At 59.1% G+C, this 14034-nt stretch carries 13 protein-coding genes; 12 read left to right on the forward strand and 1 reads right to left on the reverse strand.

Features of this window, described 5'->3' with window-relative positions; translation table 11 throughout:
• Window positions 1–36: 36 nt before the first annotated feature.
• The 12 genes from LF252_RS00060 to LF252_RS00115 all read left to right on the forward strand — a co-directional run bounded on the left by LF252_RS00060 (window position 37) and on the right by LF252_RS00115 (window position 12343).
• Window positions 37–2274 (forward strand): sodium-translocating pyrophosphatase, encoded by a 2238-nt coding sequence (locus LF252_RS00060; protein ID WP_226265881.1) that lies wholly within the window; start codon window positions 37–39, stop codon window positions 2272–2274.
• A 101-nt stretch (window positions 2275–2375) separates the two neighbouring features.
• Window positions 2376–2915, forward strand: a complete 540-nt coding sequence (gene hpt, locus LF252_RS00065) for a hypoxanthine phosphoribosyltransferase (protein ID WP_226265882.1) — start codon at window positions 2376–2378, stop codon at window positions 2913–2915.
• A gap of 122 nt (window positions 2916–3037) precedes the next feature.
• On the forward strand, window positions 3038–3661 hold the full coding sequence (locus LF252_RS00070; protein WP_226265883.1) for an adenylate kinase: 624 nt from the start codon (window positions 3038–3040) through the stop codon (window positions 3659–3661).
• A gap of 139 nt (window positions 3662–3800) precedes the next feature.
• Window positions 3801–4796 (forward strand): GTPase ObgE, encoded by a 996-nt coding sequence (gene obgE / locus LF252_RS00075; protein WP_226265886.1) that lies wholly within the window; start codon window positions 3801–3803, stop codon window positions 4794–4796.
• 171 nt (window positions 4797–4967) lie between these two features.
• Entirely contained in the window at window positions 4968–5543 is a 576-nt protein-coding gene (locus LF252_RS00080; RefSeq protein ID WP_226265888.1) for a nucleotide exchange factor GrpE, read from the forward strand.
• A 104-nt stretch (window positions 5544–5647) separates the two neighbouring features.
• Complete coding sequence (gene dnaJ / locus LF252_RS00085; RefSeq protein WP_226265889.1) at window positions 5648–6790, forward strand: molecular chaperone DnaJ; 1143 nt, start codon at window positions 5648–5650, stop codon at window positions 6788–6790.
• A gap of 178 nt (window positions 6791–6968) precedes the next feature.
• Window positions 6969–7466: an RNA polymerase sigma factor gene (locus tag LF252_RS00090; RefSeq protein WP_226265891.1), complete on the forward strand. Its 498-nt coding sequence runs from the start codon at window positions 6969–6971 to the stop codon at window positions 7464–7466.
• Complete coding sequence (locus LF252_RS00095) at window positions 7466–8110, forward strand: hypothetical protein (protein ID WP_226265893.1); 645 nt, start codon at window positions 7466–7468, stop codon at window positions 8108–8110. The genes LF252_RS00090 and LF252_RS00095 overlap by 1 nt, the downstream gene beginning before the upstream one ends.
• A gap of 123 nt (window positions 8111–8233) precedes the next feature.
• Entirely contained in the window at window positions 8234–9190 is a 957-nt protein-coding gene (locus tag LF252_RS00100) for an ABC transporter ATP-binding protein (RefSeq protein WP_226265895.1), read from the forward strand.
• A 43-nt stretch (window positions 9191–9233) separates the two neighbouring features.
• The gene (locus LF252_RS00105) at window positions 9234–10568 is read left to right on the forward strand and encodes an ABC transporter permease (protein WP_226265897.1); all 1335 of its coding nucleotides are present in this window, start codon (window positions 9234–9236) and stop codon (window positions 10566–10568) included.
• Window positions 10569–10684: 116 nt separating this feature from the next.
• Window positions 10685–11557, forward strand: coding sequence for a ChaN family lipoprotein (locus tag LF252_RS00110; protein ID WP_226265899.1), 873 nt, complete (start codon window positions 10685–10687; stop codon window positions 11555–11557).
• A gap of 150 nt (window positions 11558–11707) precedes the next feature.
• Window positions 11708–12343: a hypothetical protein gene (locus LF252_RS00115; RefSeq protein ID WP_226265901.1), complete on the forward strand. Its 636-nt coding sequence runs from the start codon at window positions 11708–11710 to the stop codon at window positions 12341–12343.
• A 40-nt stretch (window positions 12344–12383) separates the two neighbouring features.
• Here the strand turns inward: LF252_RS00115 and LF252_RS00120 are convergent, their stop codons facing one another.
• On the reverse strand, window positions 12384–13970 hold the full coding sequence (locus LF252_RS00120; protein ID WP_226265903.1) for a glycerol-3-phosphate dehydrogenase/oxidase: 1587 nt from the start codon (window positions 13968–13970) through the stop codon (window positions 12384–12386).
• Between the last annotated feature and the right edge of the window lie 64 nt (window positions 13971–14034).

Raw genomic sequence — 14034 nt, forward strand, 5'->3', positions numbered from 1 at the left:
TTCATTTCTCTCCCAACACCTCTGTTCCCACCGCTTATGATGAATTTTCTCTACGTAGTGCCCGCATTAGGTGTGCTGGCGTTGCTCTACACGTGGCTGCGCGCCGGCTGGGTGAGCCGCCAGGACGCCGGCGACGAGCGGATGCGTACCATTGCCGGTTACATTGCCGATGGTGCTATTGCCTTTCTGCGGGCCGAGTATAAAGTGCTGGCATTGTTTGGCTTAATTGCCGGAGCCTTCTTGTTCTATCTAGGAAGCACCGGCGAAAAATCTAGTCCGGTTATCGTTATTGCTTTCTTGATTGGAGCCGTATTTTCGGCGCTGGCGGGCTTCATTGGGATGAAAATTGCCACCAAGGCCAATGTGCGTACGGCGCAGGCGGCCCGCACCAGTCTCACCAGCGCCCTGAACGTATCCTTCTCGGGTGGCTCGGTAATGGGTATGGGTGTAGCGGGTTTAGCTGTGTTGGGCTTGGGCTCGTTGTTTCTGGTGTTCTACCAGATGTTTGTGGTCAGCAAGAACGGCTCGGCCAACGGCATCGAAATGGAAACTGCTCTGGAGGTACTAACCGGCTTCTCGCTGGGGGCGGAAAGCATTGCCTTGTTCGCCCGGGTGGGCGGCGGCATTTACACCAAAGCCGCCGACGTGGGGGCTGACCTCGTGGGCAAAGTAGAGGCCGGCATCCCCGAGGATGACCCCCGCAACCCCGCTACTATTGCCGACAACGTGGGCGACAACGTGGGCGACGTGGCCGGTATGGGTGCCGACCTGTTTGGCTCCTACGTGGCCACCATCCTCGCCACTATGGTGCTGGGCCGGGAGGTAGTAGCCCGCGGCGACCAGTTTCAGGGCCTGTCGCCCATTCTGCTGCCCATGGTAATTGCCGGTATGGGAATCGTGGCCTCGCTGATTGGTATTCTGATGGTGCGGGTGAAGGAAGGCGGCAACGTGCAGGGTGCCCTCAACCTGGGCAACTATGTGTCGGTGCTGGTATCGGCGGTGGCGTCCTACTTCATCATTCGTTGGATGCTGCCGGCTGAGGATCTGACCATCCGGGGCATTACCTTCAACGCTATGAGCGTGTTTTACGCCGTGCTGGTTGGGCTGGTAGTAGGTACGCTTATGAGCATCATTACCGAGTATTACACGGCCATGGGCAAGCGGCCGGTACTCAGCATTGTGCGCCAAAGCAGCACCGGGCACGCTACCACCGTTATTGGCGGGCTGGCCGTGGGCATGGAAAGCACGGTGCTACCCATCATTGTGCTGGCCGCCGGTATCATCCTCAGTTACGAATGCGCCGGACTCTACGGGGTGGCCATTGCCGCTGCTGGTATGATGGCCACTACTGCCATGCAGCTGGCCATTGATGCTTTTGGGCCCATTGCCGACAACGCGGGCGGTATTGCCGAAATGAGCGAGCTGCCCAAGGAAGTCCGGGAGCGGACCGATATTCTGGACGCCGTGGGCAACACTACCGCCGCTACCGGCAAAGGCTTTGCTATTGCCTCGGCGGCTCTTACCTCGCTGGCCCTGTTTGCGGCGTTTATGGGCACGGCCAACATCCGGGCCATCGACATCAGCAATGCTCGTGTGCTGGGTGGACTGTTTGTGGGAGCTATGATTCCGTTTATCTTCTCGGCCCTGGCTATTTCGGCCGTGGGGCGGGCGGCTATGGCCATGGTGCAGGAAGTGCGTCGGCAGTTCCGCGAAATTCCGGGCATTATGGAAGGTACCGGCCGGCCTGAGTATGAGAAGTGCGTGGCCATTTCCACTCAAGCTGCCATTCGGGAAATGATGCTGCCTGGCGCTATTGCCCTGATTGCGCCGGTTGTTATTGGGTTTGCTTTCGGGCCCGAGGTGCTGGGCGGCACGTTGGCGGGTGTCACAGTGTCGGGCGTGCTGATGGCCATGTTCCAGAGCAACGCCGGTGGGGCCTGGGATAACGCCAAAAAGTCGTTTGAGAAGGGCGTACAGATTGACGGCGAAACTCACTACAAAGGCTCCGATGCCCACAAAGCTTCTGTTACGGGCGACACCGTGGGCGACCCGTTCAAGGATACCTCCGGGCCCAGCATGAACATCCTCATCAAGCTCATGAGCATCGTGTCATTGGTAATTGCCCCGCACATTGCCGCACCCGAGCGGGGAGTAGCTCAGCAGCCCGATACGCAATGGCAGCGCAAAACTGAGGAAGCTGTGCGCCCCAAGGTGAAATACGCCGATGTAACCGACCGCGCCACGCAGGCGGTGCAAGTGTTATTCGGTAAATAGGATACAGGCTGTTGTCAGTTCAACAAGCCGCCTCCTGCAAAGGGGGCGGCTTTTTCTGTTACCTTTGCCCGCCCGCTCACCCACGGCCCAACCCCAAACGGATGACCCCGGACCATATTTCGCTGCATAACAAGCAGTTTGAACCTTATCTGTCGGCGGCAGAGTTGCAGGCTGCCATCAAGCAAGTTGCCACACAGCTCAACCAGGACTATGCCGGCCAACCGGTGATGTTTGTGGTGGTCCTGAACGGCTCGTTCATGTTTGCCGCCGACCTGCTGAAGGAAGTAAACCTGCCTTGCGAAGTATGCTTTATCCGGGTGGCTTCCTATCAGGGTACCAATAGCACTGGTGAAGTAAAAGAAGTACTGGGCCTGACCGAAGACCTGAACGGTCGCCACGTTATCATCGTGGAGGATATTGTAGATACCGGCCACACGATGCGCATGCTGCTGGAAACTTTGGGTAATCAGCAGCCGGCTTCGCTGGAAGTGGCTACCCTTTTCCTCAAACCCGAATGTCTGCAGCACGAACTGGCGCTGCGCTACGTGGGCCTGAGCATTCCCAATGATTTTATTGTCGGCTACGGCCTCGACTTCGACGGCCTGGGCCGTAATTACCCCGATGTATACAAGGCGGTGTAGAGCCTGGAGCGGCAGCCGGTACAGCTAAAATTCGCCGGCGCACGTAAAGGCTTTCCCTTTCCTTGTGTATCTTACCAAAACCCTCCCGTTTTCTCCTTCCCCGCGTAAACCCCTAGCTACTCATGCTGAATCTCGTGCTCTTCGGCCCGCCCGGTGCCGGCAAAGGAACGCAAAGCCAGAAGCTGATTGCCCGCTATAATCTGGTTCATTTGTCCACCGGCGACCTGCTACGCGCTCAGATTGCGCAGGGTACGGAGCTGGGCCTGCGCGCCAAACAACTCATGGACGAAGGTCTGCTGGTGCCCGATGAAGTGGTAATCGGTATGATTGACTCGGCGCTGAAGGACAACAAGCAGGCTTCGGGCTTCATTTTCGACGGCTTCCCCCGCACGGTGCCCCAGGCCGAAAGCCTCGACCGGCTGCTGGCCGAACACGAAACCAAGGTATCGTGCATGGTGGCCCTGGAAGTAGCCGAGGAAGAACTGGTGAAGCGCCTGCTGGAGCGCGGCAAAACCTCCGGCCGCCCCGACGACCAGGACGAAACCAAAATCCGCAAGCGCGTGACGGTGTACAACACCGAAACCGCCCAGGTGGCTGGCTACTACGCCAACCAGCAAAAATTCCACGCCCTCAACGGTATCGGCGCCATTGAAGACATCTTCGGCCAGATTTGCGGCATCATTGATGAGCACCAGCCCGCCGCTACTGAAGGCAGCCGGCAGGCAACCGACGAAGTAAAAGCGTAACTTTGCGATTCTGAGTCGCAAAACTCTGTCATCCTGAGCGCAGCGAAGGACCTTATCCCGTTTGAGCGAGATGCTTGCCCGTGATAAGGTCCTTCGCTGCGCTCAGGATGACAGTTCTTTTTTATCAACGCACAGCAGCATGGCTTCCAATAACTTCATCGACTACGTCAAAATCAATTGCCGCTCGGGTAAGGGTGGGGCGGGCTCGCACCACTTTTTCCGGGCCAAGGGGCTGCCCAACGGTGGCCCTGATGGTGGCGACGGGGGCCGGGGCGGCCATATCATTCTGGAAGGCAGCTCCCAGCTCTGGACGCTGCTGCACCTGCAGTACCAAAAACACCTGATTGCCCAGGCCGGCGAAAACGGTGGTGAAAACCTACGCACCGGCAAGCAGGGCGAGGATATCATTATCCAGGTGCCCCTCGGTACCGTGGCCCGCGACGCGGAAACCGGCGAGAAGAAGCTGGAAATTACCGAAGACGGGCAACGCCTTATTCTGACGCCCGGCGGCCGGGGTGGCCTCGGCAACGACCATTTCAAATCAGCCACTAACCAAGCCCCACAGTACGCCCAACCCGGCGAGCCAGGCATTGATGAGTGGGTGATTCTGGAGCTGAAGCTGCTGGCTGATGTGGGCTTGGTGGGCTTCCCCAACGCCGGCAAAAGTACCCTGCTGTCGGTGGTTTCGGCGGCCAAGCCCAAAATTGCCGACTACGCCTTCACCACCCTCACGCCCAACCTGGGCGTAGTGGCCTACCGCGACTACAAGTCGTTTGTGATGGCCGATATTCCGGGCATCATTGAAGGCGCCGCCGAAGGCCGGGGCCTGGGCCACCGCTTCCTGCGCCACATTGAGCGCAACTCCATCCTGCTGTTCATGATCAGCTGCGACTCACCGGATATTAATGCCGAGTACGAGGTGCTGCTCAGTGAGCTTGAGCAATTCAACCCTGAGCTGCTGGATAAGAAGCGCCTGCTGGCCATTACCAAATCCGACATGCTAGATGAGGAGCTGGAAGAGGAAATCCGCGCTTCACTGCCCACGGAGCTGCCCACCGTCTTCATCTCCAGCCTGACGAACAAGAACATCCAGCCGCTGAAGGACATGATCTGGCAGGCGTTGCACGCGGAATAGCACACTACTCCAGCTCTTCGACATTGGTTCGCCATAACGGCTGAACTTCTGAAGCCGCTTACCACGTTTCCGTGTCAAACTGACAGCCGGGTGGCCTTTGGCGCGCTCCTTGTATCCGGCTTCTACTCTATGTCCCCAAGCTTCAACCCATTCCGACGATTTAAAGCGAAAATGGCTGACGATACCAACCTGAACCCCGACGAAACCCAGGAACCGACCACTGACCACGTGGCGGGTGAAATGACTGACGACGCCACCGCTACCGGTGAAGCAACTGGTGCCGAAGGTGCTCCGCATGCTACGGCCTCGAAAACAGATGCCGAACTGTCGGACCTGAAAGACAAATACCTGCGCCTGGCCGCCGAGTTTGAGAACTACAAGCGCCGCACCACCAAGGAGCGCGCCGACCTGTTCAAAACCGCCAACCAGGAGCTGATGGTGGCCCTGCTGCCGGTGCTCGACGACTTCGACCGGGCCCGCCACCACACCAAGGAAACCGAAGACGCCAACGCTGTGCGCGAGAGTGTAGATATCATCTACAATAAGCTCAACAAGACGCTGACGCAGAAGGGCCTCACCATCATGGAAACCAAAGGTGGCGCTTTCGACCCCGAGCTGCACGAGGCCATCACGCAGATTCCGGCCCCCACGGAGGACCTGAAAGGCAAAATCGTGGATGAGGTGGAGAAAGGCTATTACCTCGGCGACAAGGTAATCCGCCACGCGAAAGTGGTGTTAGGAAATTAGTATTGAGTAGTGAGTACTGAGTAGTGAGACAACGTAACGTAAGAGTGTCAAGCTGCGCAGTATTTGTCTCAATACTCACTACATAATACTCTGTACTGAGAACAATGGCAACGAAGCGAGATTATTACGAGGTGTTGGGCGTAGCCAAAACAGCCTCCGGCGACGAGCTGAAGTCGGCGTACCGGAAGCTGGCTATCAAGTATCACCCCGATAAAAACCCTGACGACCCCTCGGCGGAGGATAAATTCAAGGAGGCTGCCGAGGCCTACGAAATCCTCAGCGACCAGGACAAGCGTGCCCGCTACGACCGGTTTGGTCACCAAGGCGTGGGCGGCGGTGGCCAGGGCCCCAGCATGGAGGACATCTTCAGCCACTTTGGCGACATCTTCGGGGGCGGCGGAGGCGGCTTCGAGAGCTTTTTCGGGGGCGGTGGCCGCGGCCAGGGCCGGCGCGTGCGCAAGGGCTCCAACCTACGCATCAAGCTGAAGCTGGACCTGGAGGAAGTAGCCAACGGCGTCGAGAAAAAAATTAAGGTGAAGCGCTACGTAGCCTGCAACACCTGCTCTGGCACCGGTGCCAAGAATGGCACCGACCTCAAAACCTGCGGCACCTGCCAGGGCCAGGGCCAGGTGAAGCGTGTGGTGAATACCATGCTGGGCCAGATGGTGAGTGCCAGCACCTGCCCCACCTGCGACGGCGAAGGCAAAGTGGTAACCAGCAAGTGCGACGTATGCCACGGCGACGGCCGCCAGCTGCACGAGGAAGTAATTCCCATTAACATCCCGGCCGGTGTAGCCGAGGGTATGCAGCTCAGCATGAACGGCAAAGGCAACTTCCCGGAGCGCGGCGGCGTGCCCGGCGACCTGCTCATTCAGATTGAGGAGGAGCCGCACGAGTCGCTGAAGCGCGACGGCAACAACGTCATGTTCGAGCAGTATATTTCGTTTGTGGATGCTGCTCTGGGTGCCAGCATTGAGGTGCCCACCATTGAGGGCAAGGTGAAGATTAAGGTGGAGCCGGGTACCCAGCCGGGCAAAATCCTGCGTCTGCGCGGCAAGGGCATCAAGGACATTAACGGTTATGGCCGCGGCGACCAGCTGATTCATCTGAGCGTGTGGACGCCCAAAAACGTGACCAGCGAAGAGCGGGAGCTACTGGAAAAACTCCGCGACGCCCGCAACTTCACGCCCAACCCCGGTAAGAACGAGAAAGGCTTCTTCGAGAAGGTGAAGGAGTATTTCCAATAAGGACCACTGATTACACGAATTTTGCGCGGATTCCGCGGATTTTGTGGACGCTTCTTGCCCGCTCTCCTGTACAGGGGAGCGGGCTTTTTTTGTGCTGATACCGGGCCGTAAGTTTTTTTGCCGTCGGCTGTAATGCCGAGGCGCATCTCCCGATATATGCAGCAAATATTCCCACCGTATGCCTGCCGCGTCCCCGGATTTTCTGCGCCTGCTGAATGAGCACCAGCCCTTGCTGCGCCGCGTGGCCCGCCTGTACTGCGCCGATGCCGATGACCGGCAGGATTTGTACCAGGAGATAGTACTGCAGCTGTGGCGGGCGTGGCCGCAGTATCGGCCAGGGGCGGCCAAAATCAGCACGTGGCTATACCGGGTAGCCCTGAATGTAGCCATTACTGACCTGCGCCGCCGCACCCGCGCCCCCACCCGCCTCAGCGAAGCCGGGCCACCCGAGCTACCTGCTCCGCCCCCCGACGGCCCCGATGCCGACGACCTGGCCCAACTCTACCGGGCCATTGAGCGGCTCTCTCAGGTTGAAAAGGCCTTTGTGCTGCTGTACCTGGAGGAGCGCACCTACGAGGAAATGGCCGATATCCTCGGCATCACCCAGAATAATGTGCGTGTGAAAATGCACCGCGTGCAGGATAAGCTTCGCCAACTACTTCCCCTCGTTGCCTGATGGAACTCGATGATTTTCGCCGGAAGTGGCAAGCTCCCGCTGCCGTTCCCCCCACTGATATTTTCACCACCGAGCAAACCCTACGTGCTATGCTGGCTTCCTCTACATCTACCAACCCGCTACTCCGGCTAAGAAAAAACGCCTCGAAAGAGCTTAGCTGGGTAATAGTGGTCTTTTTCCTGAACGGATTCAATGCCTTGGTTTTTGCCCGGCACTCAGTGAGCCTGCAACGGTTTGTGGTGGGTGTGCTGATGATGCTGGTTGTGGTGGGGGTAATTGTGTACCGACGTCTGCAGGTTATCAAGGAAATGCAGCACCAGAATGATAATCTGTACAGCTTTCTAAAAACCCGGATTTCCAGATTCCGCCGACTGATGCGCCTGCACGATTATGTGGGGTTGACATTCCTGGTAATGCTCACCATCACCGTGTTAGTTGTTCGGTCGGGGGATGTGCTGGAGTACCTGAATCCTGCGCAGGATGCCTGGAACTGGCATCTGGCCGTTGCACTAGGTATAGGTGCGGTGGTGGTGGCGGTAATATGGGCCAGCTACGTGTGGGGTAAGAAAGAGCACCAGCGCCGCTACGGCCAGCACCTTGACCAGCTGGAAGCGGCCCTGCGCGAGTTGGAAACGGTGGAGTAACTCCCGTTCGGGTACCGGTTCCGACAGTTCAGGCCACTTAACTGCCGGTTCGTTGGATTTTCCTGGTCCTCTTTATTCGGTTCCTGTAATATTACATCAACAACCACTAGGTCTTTCTGCGCTGTGAAAACTCCTATTCTTGAAGTCCGTGACGTGCGTAAGCAGTACGCCGCCCACACCGCCCTCGACGGCGTAAGCCTCTCAGTGCCGGAGGGCTCCATCTTCGGCTTGTTGGGCCCCAATGGGGCCGGTAAAACCTCGCTTATCCGCATTATCACTCAAATTACCGGGGCTGATGCGGGCGAGGTACTGTTCCGGGGCGAAAAGCTCAATCCCAGCCATATTGGCCGCATTGGCTACCTACCCGAGGAGCGGGGGCTCTACAAGAAAATGAAGGTAGGGGAGCAGTTGATGTATTTGGCGCAGCTCAAAGGCCTCAGTAAAGACGAAGCCCGCCAGAAAATCAAGCATTGGTTGGAGCGCTTCGACATCAAATCCTGGTCGGAGAAGAACATTGAAGACCTGAGCAAGGGCATGCAGCAGAAGGTGCAGTTTATTGCCACTGTGGTGCACGACCCCGAGTTGGTGATTCTGGATGAGCCTTTCTCCGGCTTCGACCCCATCAACGCCAATCTGCTCAAGGACGAGATTCTGGCCATGCGCGACCGGGGCGCCAGCATCATCTTCTCCACGCACCGCATGGAGTCGGTGGAGGAAATGTGCGACCATATTGCCCTCATCAACCGCAGCCGCAAGGTGCTGGATGGCCCCGTGCGCCAGGTGCGCGACGCCTACCGCACCCAGACCTACGAAGTGGAAGGCAAGGGCCGCCCCATGGTGATTCATCCTGATTTTGAGGTGGTAAAGCACCAGGAGCGGGAGAATGGTCACTTCTATGACATCATTCGGCTGCATGCCGAGGCCACGCCCAACGATTTGCTACGCTACCTCATTGGGCCGGGCAACGTGGAGGTGCACGCCTTCCGGGAACTGGTGCCCAGTATCAACGACATCTTCATCAGGCGGGTGCGCGAAACCCAGCCCGATTACGTGCCCGAAACCGACGGGGCCCTGGTGTAACCGGGCCAGCTAAGTCTATTATTCCCCGAAACTCTCCTGTAGTATGTCGAAAACCTGGTTGATTGCGCAGCGCGAATACCTCACGCGGGTGCGCAAAAAGAGCTTTATCATTATGTCGCTGCTGGGGCCACTGATTACGGCGGCCATCTTCGCCGTGCCGGTGGTTATTGCCATGTACTCCAGCAATGATAAAGTAGTTGCTGTGGCTGATGCCGGCGGATTGTTTGCCGACAAGCTACCCGATGCTAAGGATGATATACGTTTCACCCGCGTATCCTCAGACTTGCCAGCTGCCAAAGCTGAGTTCAAAAAGGCTAAGTATGATGCCCTGCTGTATATACCCAAGCTGGACATAGCCAACCCCGATGGCTTTCAGGTATTCTCGCGCAAAGGACTGGGCATGTCGTTACAGCGGGATATTGAACGCTCCGTGGAAAACGCCGTGGAAGCCCAGCGTCTCAAAAAGGCCGGCATCGATCAAGCGGTTCTCAACACCATGAAGGCTGATGTGGACCTGCAGACTATCAGCCTCAGCGACGACGGAGAGCGAAGCTCCAGCACTGGCGTAAGCACGGGGGTAGCCTATGTGTGTGGCTTTCTTATCTACATGTTCATCTTCATCTACGGCATTCAGATTATGCGCGGGGTGATGGAGGAAAAAACCAACCGCATTGTGGAAGTGGTTATTTCCTCAGTGAAGCCATTTGAGCTGATGATGGGCAAAGTGCTGGGTATTGCGGGCGTTGGCTTCACGCAGCTGGCCCTGTGGCTGGTGCTGTCGTTTGGCATTGGCTCGGCTCTGACGGGGTCCATTAGTCCGGAGAAAATTGTGCAGAACCGCGTAGAACGAGTAAACACCGCCGCTGGTAATACGGCCGTAGTGGTAAAGGATAAGGAGACGAAGAAGGAGGGAAACGAGTTTGTTCAGGCTCTCAAAAAAGCTGACCTCAACGTGCCGCTCATTGCCGGTTGCTTCCTGTTCTACTTCCTGGGCGGCTACCTGTTCTACGGGGCGTTGTTTGGGGCCATCGGCTCGGCCGTGGACAGCGAAACCGATACCCAGCAGTTTATGATGCCGGTGACCATGCCGCTGGTGCTCACCTTCGTGGTGGCCCAGGCCACGCTCACCACCAACCCCAACGGGCAGGTAGCCTTCTGGATGTCGATGATTCCGTTTACCTCGCCCATTGCCATGATGATGCGCCTGCCCTTCGGGGGCGTGCCCATGTGGCAGCTCGGCCTTTCCATGCTGCTGCTGATTGCTGGGTTCCTGGGCACCATCTGGCTGGCCGGCCGCATCTACCGCGTCGGCATCCTGATGTACGGCAAGAAAGTGACCTACGGCGAGCTGTCGAAGTGGCTGTTCTATAAAGGCTAGAACAGCACTGCGCCCTCCGCGAAACCACTGCGTCCTCTGCGGGCTAAGTCGTTGTTACGATTTTAGCCCGCAGAGGACGCAGTGGTTTCGCGGAGGGCGCAGTGTATCTTCGTGGTATGCGCACATCGTTGTTTTTATTGGCCCTGCTGTTCAGCCTGGCGGTGCAGGCGCAGGACAAACCCGCCTACCGCCTGTTTACGGCCGCCGGCAAACCCACCGGGTATAACCAGATGCTGCAGGAGCTGGCCCGCGCCGACGTGGTGTTCTTCGGCGAGCAGCACAACGACCCCATCGGGCACTGGCTGGAGCTGCAGCTGACCCGCGACCTGCTGCGGCTGCGCCAAGGCCGGCTGGTGCTGGGCCTGGAAATGTTTGAGCGCGACGTGCAGCCCCTGGTGGACCAGTACACCACCGGCGAGCTGGACGACAACGCCTTCGAGGCCGACAGCCGCCCCTGGCCCAACTACGCCACCGACTACCGCCCCCTGCTGCAGTTGGCCCGGCAGCAGAAGTTTCGGGTGGTGGGCACCAATGTGCCGCGCCGCTACGCCTCGCAGGTGGCCAAGGGCGGGCTCGAAACCCTGGATGCCCTGCCCGCCGCCGAAAAAGCCTGGCTGGCCCCGTTGCCGCTGACGGTGGATTTTGCGCTGCCCGGCTACCAGCAGATGGCCGCTATGTTCGGGGCCGATGCGGCCCACTCGGCTGGCACCCGGAACATCATCCAGGCCCAGGCCCTTAAGGATGCCACCATGGCCTACTTCCTGAACCAGGCCCGCCCCGCCGACCACCTGCTGCTGCACCTCAACGGCAGTTTCCACTCCGACAACCACGACGGCATTCTGGCCTACCTGCGCCAGCAGAGCCCCAAGCTGAAGGTGCTTACCATCAGCACGGTGCTGCAGGGACAGCTGGATAAGCTGGCGAAAGACAATCAGCAGAAAGCCGACTTCGTGCTGGTAGTGCCCGAAGACATGACCAAAACGTATTGATGTAAGGACGAAAAGCACGTCATGCAGAGCCGCAGCCGAAGCGTTTCGTGTGCAGATGTTGTGAAGTCGTTCAGGCATCAGCACACGAAACGCTTCGCCTGCGGCTCTGCATGACGTTTCTGTAAAAGCAGCAAGACCCCAAACCACTCCATGATTTCAACTCTCGACCTCACCCAACTGCCCGACGCGGCTACGCTGCAGCGCCTGTGTCAGTCGCTGGCCGCGCTGGATGCCATTAACTCGCCTGAATGGGAATACCGCTACTATTCCTATCAACCGGATTGGGGCGAAAATGAGCAGGTACTACAGATGCGTGACGGGCAAGGCGACGAGATGATAGTGCTTTTCCGCCCCGAAGGCTGCTGCATCAACGGCTTCTTGCATGAGTACGACCAGCCCGATAAAAGCCAGGTAACCCGCGGCCTGCCCGATGCTTTCGAGGAGTTTATGTTTGGGGAGCCGGTGAACTCCATTGGTACCACCTTCTGCCTGTGGTACACGCCCGCCCACGGCTGGCAAACCGGCGTGGTGGAAAACGAGGACGATGGCTCGGAGGAGCTGCTCTACATCTTCGACCAAAACCCCGAAACGTACGCCGACTGGGCCAACGAGTACTACCTCGACGAAACCGAGCGGGAGTTATTGGAACCAGAGGACGTGGCCGCTATTTACCGCCAAGAACCTCTGACCCGCGAAACTGCCCGACGCATGAACAACCAACTGGAAGACTGGCCCCAGCTCGCCGCTGACCTCGACGGTATCGGCTACCCGCATCAGGTAAGCTAGGTTGTAAAGCCTCCGGCCTCTGCATGACGGTCTGGAGATTTCAGGGCAGATAGTGCCGTGCTACCTGCTCAAACTCCGCTATCTGCCGTTGCTGCCAGTCGGCCCCAAACCCCAGCTCCTGCGCCAGCAGGGCGGCTACGGTGGGGGCGGCGCGTTGGGCTGCCCGGGCATCCAGAAACAGCAGCCGTACGCGGCGGGCCAGCACGTCTTCCACGGTGCGGGCCAGTTCGTAGCGAACGGCCCACACCACTTCGGCCTTGGTGAATTCCAGCGCAGGGTCGAGCGGCTCGCTCAGCTCCGGGTGCTCCTGCAGCAGCTGGCGCAGGGCGGGCTGGTCGGAGCCGTAGAGGGCGAGGTGGGGGCGGTCGGGTGGCGTGGGCGCGCCTCCGGCGCCGTGGATGGGCAGCGTGGCGGTGCGGCTGGGGGCATCGGGGAGTTTGCCCAGGGCAATGAGGCGGTCCACTACATCCTGGCCCATGCGGCGGTAGGTGGTCCACTTGCCGCCCGTAATGGTGAGCAGGCCGGTATCGGAAACCAGGATTTTGTGGCTGCGGGAAATTTCCTTGGTTGGGGCTGAGTCGTGTTGCGGGGCGGCCAACGGGCGCAGGCCGGCAAACAGGCTCAGTATGTCCTCACGCCGGGGCGGGCGGGTCAGGTAGCGGCCGGCGGTGCGCAGCACGAAGTCTATTTCCGCTTCCAGGGCCCGGGGCTCTTCCAGGGTTTCGGATAGCGGGGTATCGGTAGTGCCCACCACTACGCGGCCGTGCCAGGGCACGGCAAACAGCACCCGCCCGTCGTCAGTTTTCGGAATCATCAGGGCATCCGGACCCGGCAGAAACGACTTGTCCAGCACCAAGTGAATGCCCTGGCTGGGCCGCACCAGCGGGGCGGTACCGGGCGCATCGAGCTGCCGGATGGTATCCACGAACACGCCGGTGGCATTTACCACGGCTTTGCTGCGCACTTCGTAGGTGTGGCCGGTTTCCTGGTCCACGGCCCGCACGCCGGCTACCTGGCCTTTGCCAGTCTTCAGCAGACCGGTTACGGCCATGTGGTTGAGCAGAGTGCCGCCCAACTCAATACCCGTCTGGGCCAGATTCACGGCCAGACGGGCATCGTCGAACTGCCCGTCGTGGTACACCACGCCGCCGCGCAGGCCCTCGGGTTTGATGGTGCTGAGGCGGTGCAGGGTTTCCGATTTGCCAATGTGCCGGGCCGCGCCCAGACTTAGTTTACCCGACAACAGGTCGTACAGCTTCAGGCCGAGCGTGTAATACGGTCCGCTCCACCAGTCGTAGCTCGGGATGATGAATGACTGGTTCTGGCAGAGGTGGGGGGCATTTTTTAGCAGCAAACCCCGCTCATGCAACGCCTCACGCACCAGCCCGATGTCGCCCTGGGCCAGGTACCGCACGCCGCCGTGCACCAGCTTGGTGCTTCGGCTGCTGGTGCCCTTGGCAAAATCGTGGCGCTCCAGCAGCAGCGTTTTATAGCCCCGGCTCAGGCCGTCGAGGGCCACGCCCAGCCCCGTGGCCCCGCCGCCTATCACAATGAGGTCCCAAAGCTGGGGCGAATCAAGTTTTCGGAGCAGGGTTTTGCGCTGGAAGGGCAGGGTAGGCGGGAGCATAGCCGGAAGGTAGGATGGATTCCTCGGAACGGATTGCGCCGGAAATGGATAATTTTCGGCGCAC

Source organism: Hymenobacter pini (genome assembly GCF_020421205.1).
Taxonomy (GTDB): Bacteria; Bacteroidota; Bacteroidia; order Cytophagales; family Hymenobacteraceae; genus Hymenobacter; species Hymenobacter pini.

Bases quoted from the DNA above. Each gene is read 5' to 3' on its own strand.
- LF252_RS00060 (WP_226265881.1), top strand. From the start codon at position 37: ATGATGAATTTTCTCTACGTAGTGCCCGCATTAGGTGTGCTGGCGTTG.
- hpt (WP_226265882.1), top strand. From the start codon at position 2,376: ATGACCCCGGACCATATTTCGCTGCATAACAAGCAGTTTGAACCTTAT.
- LF252_RS00070 (WP_226265883.1), top strand. From the start codon at position 3,038: ATGCTGAATCTCGTGCTCTTCGGCCCGCCCGGTGCCGGCAAAGGAACG.
- obgE (WP_226265886.1), top strand. From the start codon at position 3,801: ATGGCTTCCAATAACTTCATCGACTACGTCAAAATCAATTGCCGCTCG.
- LF252_RS00080 (WP_226265888.1), top strand. From the start codon at position 4,968: ATGGCTGACGATACCAACCTGAACCCCGACGAAACCCAGGAACCGACC.
- dnaJ (WP_226265889.1), top strand. From the start codon at position 5,648: ATGGCAACGAAGCGAGATTATTACGAGGTGTTGGGCGTAGCCAAAACA.
- LF252_RS00090 (WP_226265891.1), top strand. From the start codon at position 6,969: ATGCCTGCCGCGTCCCCGGATTTTCTGCGCCTGCTGAATGAGCACCAG.
- LF252_RS00095 (WP_226265893.1), top strand. From the start codon at position 7,466: ATGGAACTCGATGATTTTCGCCGGAAGTGGCAAGCTCCCGCTGCCGTT.
- LF252_RS00105 (WP_226265897.1), top strand. From the start codon at position 9,234: ATGTCGAAAACCTGGTTGATTGCGCAGCGCGAATACCTCACGCGGGTG.
- LF252_RS00110 (WP_226265899.1), top strand. From the start codon at position 10,685: ATGCGCACATCGTTGTTTTTATTGGCCCTGCTGTTCAGCCTGGCGGTG.
- LF252_RS00115 (WP_226265901.1), top strand. From the start codon at position 11,708: ATGATTTCAACTCTCGACCTCACCCAACTGCCCGACGCGGCTACGCTG.
- LF252_RS00120 (WP_226265903.1), bottom strand. From the start codon at position 13,970: ATGCTCCCGCCTACCCTGCCCTTCCAGCGCAAAACCCTGCTCCGAAAA.